Raw genomic sequence first — 4,038 nt, 5'->3', positions numbered from 1 at the left:
CATTAGCCACGCAAACCGGCATGACAATTAAATGGCTCAAGGATCAAGGCCTGCTATCTGTCAAAGAACTGTGGGTGAACACCCATTACCCGGCTACGGCCCGGTAATTTAAGTGAGGCGCGCAGTGCGGACCCGCATGCTGCGTGCCGTGGGGGCTGGGGGAGAAAAACCCCCGGCTACCCGATTGGGGCTTATTTCTTGCCTGAGTTGAATTGAATAACCTTATCCCAGTGAATTGAGCCAGTTGAGTCACAAAACATTTCCATAAATTCAAGGGAAAATTTGTTGACCACTTTGCCGTACTCCTCAAGAAATTGATCGTTTTTCTCTTTTGCTTTATGCCCAAGAGGATCAATGAGTTCAGTGTACAAATTCTCGTTTCCGGAAACAAAAGCCCAAAAACGCTGACCACATAATTTCAAATATTCGCCCTTATCAGGAATATTGTCTTTGCCATAACAACAGCCATTAACAGCAATGACATTAAGAGACGAAGAAATATTAGTTCCTAAAATACGCTTTGCCTTACGGAAGTTATCTTTCATTTTATTTATCTGGCTGGAATTACCCCAATTTGGTCCAGACTTTATTGAGACTATGTATTTTGAACTATCTTTCTCAAGTTCTAAATCAATTCCTTCAGTAGAGGATTTTGTGCCATTATAAACAAAGTTACAAATGTAAATAGCTAATCCTTCGAGGAAGCCTCCGAACAAAGTTTCCTCCTGTGAAGATAAATGAGCATCAAGAATCGTTTTTATAAAATCACCAGCGGTAACTATATACTTGACTTTGAAAAGATAAGGATTTTTACGCTTGAGCACTTCCTTCAATTTGAGTTTTTTCAATTTTTCTAATCTGTTGTGATGAAACTCTGGGATTTTTTGCTCGACGTACTCTGCTATTTTTTCTTTGCTTATCGGTTTCATATTCTATTTTGTCCTCGCATATTCTGTACTGGTAATGAGCTGCTCTCTCATTTGCAAGTTTGCAATACTCAGGAAGGATATCAATGCCGACAGAATTTCTGTTTAAATTTTGCGCTACCTCTGCGGTAGTGCCAGAGCCAACAAAAGGATCAAGTACCCAATCATGTTCTTTTGTGAATAATTTTATAAACCATTCCGGTAAAGATTTTGGGAAAACCGCACTATGATTTTTATTGTAACACTCGGTAGCAAAGTGCAATACATTGGTCGGGTAAGCCATGTCCCGATCTACCCAGTTTGATACATTTTTACCAAAGCCGCTATTGACTTTGGACTCATCACGAGTTCGGTCGGTATTGCTTAGTTTTTTCAACCGGTTTTTTGCCCAGTCGCCCATAGGAACCATAACTTCATCTTGGTACATATTGAACTTATTGGATTTGTTAAATTGCAGGCAACGCTCCCATGCATCCCTAAAGCGGTTAGGCCATTTCCCAGGAAAACAATTTTTCTTATGCCACACAAACTCTTCTGTCCATAGCCAACCTTGTTCCCGTAGAGCTAATATAAGTTCCAGTACATATGTATGTCTTTCACCATTAACTGCTTTTTCTTTTATGTTGAGAATAAATGTGCCGTCTGACTTTAACACTCGGAGAAATTCTTTTGCTCTTAGCAAGAACCATCCAACATATTCATTTGGTTTAATCCCGCCATATGTTTTGCTTCTACTGTCAGCATACGGAGGCGATGTGACAATTAAATTAAAAAAATTGTCCGGATACTGTTTAAGAATTTCCAGACAGTCACCATTTTTTATTATCATTTCTATTTGTTCCATAATTCCTCCCATTTCCGTTACATGAAATAGGGCTATTATAACCGATTTATTAAAAAAAATCTTTATCTACTTTTTTTCTGGCAAGAGATTTGATTTCGGACGACTCAACACAAAGCTAACCGGCGCGCGGTTTTTTGCGCGTCCGGGTTGAGCGCTTTGTTATGCGTTTCTTTTCTGCTGGTTGGTTTCTGAAAAAAATTAAAAACGCACTGGGTGAAATGACTTTAGCTCCTTGGCATCGTTCAGTAGGGAAGTGTTTTTGATTTCCTGTAACAAGACATGAAGCTTGACTCACAAGAGTGACTTCGAGAAATGGTTCATCATCCGGATCAGGAAGCGAAAGGGACAAAAGGGAAGGCGCAACAGCCCGGCCCCGGTACACAATATAGTCAAGAAGCGCGGCGATCTTTTCTTCTTCAAATCCAAACCTCGGGCGTCGCAGAACCTCGTTATATTCCGATAGAATCCGAGCATCAAAGGAAAGCGTCAGTTCACCGGACGAGACCATGCGTACGATTTCGCCACAAGCCCCGAAGGGTGATAAAAGACCCGCAACAAGAACATTGGTGTCAATAACAATGTCCATCATGCACGCTTTTTACGAACAGATTTAATTTCGGCATTGATTTCATCCAACGAAATCTTGTCTGTTCCTTTTTCTACAGACTTCCGCTGGAGAGAAACGACGGCTTCAACCGCACGTGATCTGCGAAATGCCGATAACGATTCCTCAAGATTTGCTTCGGTTATCGCCGCAAGAATGGCTATTGGCCGACCATTGCTGGTAACAACCATCTCCCTTTCGTCAGGTAGCTCTTTCCAGATTTGTGCAGATTTGCCTCTTAAATCTCGGACGCTCAAAAATTTCATGTTTGTATCCTCCCTTTGTGCATCATATTATGCACACAAACGTCACCCATTGTCAATTCCTTTTTAAGTATAACGGGGCGACTCATAAGGAACCGAGTTTATCGGCGATCCAGTGGAGCCAATGGTTATGCCTTGTCAATCTGTTTTTGCATTTCTGACATTTCTCGCCTGATGTCTTCCGGTATGTCGTGGCGCTCTGACCATGCAGAAAACCTTTTGCGAATGTCGTGTAACAACAGCAAGCGAAGAAGATCTTTCTTTTCATCGGGGAAGAGTGCCCGTATCGCTCCAAGTGGGTCGTCGAGGGTCCGGTCCTTCTTGCCATCAAGTTCGGCGAAAAATACCTCGATTTCTTTTTGATAAGGGGGGAATCTTCTAACCAAGTGTTCGCAAAATGCCTCGGAGTTTTCTGGGAGTAGGAATTCGTCAAGATCGTCTACTCCTATTCCCAAACTTCTGGTGCATGCTGACGTAACCGTCTGAGGGTCAACCCTGCGCGTTCGAGCTACTTCATTTACTGCTTTTATTCTCGAACGGTGAGATCGTCGAACAAGCCTATATACTTCCATAACATGCTGGATACCAGTTGGAAAACTCATAGTCATGATCCGTCCCTCTCAATCCATGATTTATGATTCGTGGCATAACGCCAAGGGTGAGCAGACCGGCCACCTTATGACATTAAAAAACGTGACGAGTCCCGGTCTGCTCGACCCGAATGTTATGCCAACTCCTTAATTATATGCTTTGCAAGATGTTCATCTATCTCATCATGCCTTGGAACGGGCTGTTTTTTACCTGTTTTAGGATTCTTGTAAAGATCGTGCCGTCCGCCATGTCTCACAAGCTCACAGCCAAAGGAAGTGATTTTTTTGATAAGTTCTTTTCTTTTCATAGGTTCAGGGCAAGTTCTCTCACTTTGTGATCTTCAGGAACATCTTCCATGGTCATAAGCATATAGGCTTCTTTCATATTTTCTTCGAGATCTTCGAGGGTTTCACCCTGGGTCATTATTTCTGGATGTTCAAGCAACTTGCCTACCCAAAATTTTTCACCTTTCCAGTAAACCATTTTTAGTTTCGTTTCCATCCGCTTACCTCCTATCTATGTCTTTTAATAACAATACCACAAATCTAAGGAAAGGAATATGCTTATCTTTTATATTGTTCGTTTTCAGGCATAACAAGTTATTCACCAGTTCCGTTGATCTTGTAATTTAGTATGATCAACAGAAAGAATGAAAATTATTATTATAAATTTGCCTATTGACTTAGCTGACCCGCTTTTTTGACATCAGCTCATCCCTCGTTATAGTGGTCGTTGTAGCGCAAGCAAATAATAAGCGATGGAACACTTCCTTATTCCAAAACCTACGATTGAAACGATAGCATACCTCTG

General features: G+C 41.5%; 7 protein-coding genes and 1 pseudogene. All 8 read right to left on the bottom strand.

Translation table 11 applies throughout. From position 1 onward, the window contains the following. Positions 1-191: 191 nt before the first annotated feature. Complete coding sequence (locus VXK47_RS17195; RefSeq protein WP_435550014.1) at positions 192-848, bottom strand: PmeII family type II restriction endonuclease; 657 nt, start codon at positions 846-848, stop codon at positions 192-194. Then, positions 811-1,770 carry a DNA-methyltransferase gene (locus tag VXK47_RS17190; RefSeq protein WP_435550013.1) on the bottom strand — a complete coding sequence of 320 codons (960 nt, stop codon included), beginning with the start codon at positions 1,768-1,770 and terminating at the stop codon, positions 811-813. The genes VXK47_RS17195 and VXK47_RS17190 overlap by 38 nt, the downstream gene beginning before the upstream one ends. Positions 1,771-1,885: 115 nt before the next feature. Continuing rightward, positions 1,886-2,359, bottom strand: a complete 474-nt coding sequence (locus VXK47_RS17185; RefSeq protein ID WP_435550012.1) for a putative toxin-antitoxin system toxin component, PIN family — start codon at positions 2,357-2,359, stop codon at positions 1,886-1,888. Further along, the gene (locus tag VXK47_RS17180; RefSeq protein ID WP_435550011.1) at positions 2,356-2,640 is read right to left on the bottom strand and encodes a type II toxin-antitoxin system Phd/YefM family antitoxin; all 285 of its coding nucleotides are present in this window, start codon (positions 2,638-2,640) and stop codon (positions 2,356-2,358) included. The genes VXK47_RS17185 and VXK47_RS17180 overlap by 4 nt, the downstream gene beginning before the upstream one ends. Before the next feature lie 125 nt (positions 2,641-2,765). After that, complete coding sequence (locus VXK47_RS17175) at positions 2,766-3,092, bottom strand: hypothetical protein (RefSeq protein ID WP_435550010.1); 327 nt, start codon at positions 3,090-3,092, stop codon at positions 2,766-2,768. Between the two features lie 269 nt (positions 3,093-3,361). After that, complete coding sequence (locus VXK47_RS17170; RefSeq protein WP_435550009.1) at positions 3,362-3,535, bottom strand: type II toxin-antitoxin system HicA family toxin; 174 nt, start codon at positions 3,533-3,535, stop codon at positions 3,362-3,364. Further along, on the bottom strand, positions 3,532-3,729 hold the full coding sequence (locus tag VXK47_RS17165) for a type II toxin-antitoxin system HicB family antitoxin (protein ID WP_435550008.1): 198 nt from the start codon (positions 3,727-3,729) through the stop codon (positions 3,532-3,534). The genes VXK47_RS17170 and VXK47_RS17165 overlap by 4 nt, the downstream gene beginning before the upstream one ends. A gap of 181 nt (positions 3,730-3,910) precedes the next feature. Further along, a pseudogene (locus VXK47_RS17160) lies at positions 3,911-4,038 on the bottom strand (IS1595-like element ISDssp6 family transposase); the annotation flags it as partial.

Source organism: Desulfobacterium sp. N47 (assembly GCF_051233685.1).
In the GTDB taxonomy this organism is placed as follows: Bacteria; Desulfobacterota; Desulfobacteria; order Desulfobacterales; family RPRI01; genus RPRI01.
The sequence above is the reverse complement of the archived record's forward strand: the minus strand, read 5'-3'. Positions and strand labels throughout refer to the sequence as shown.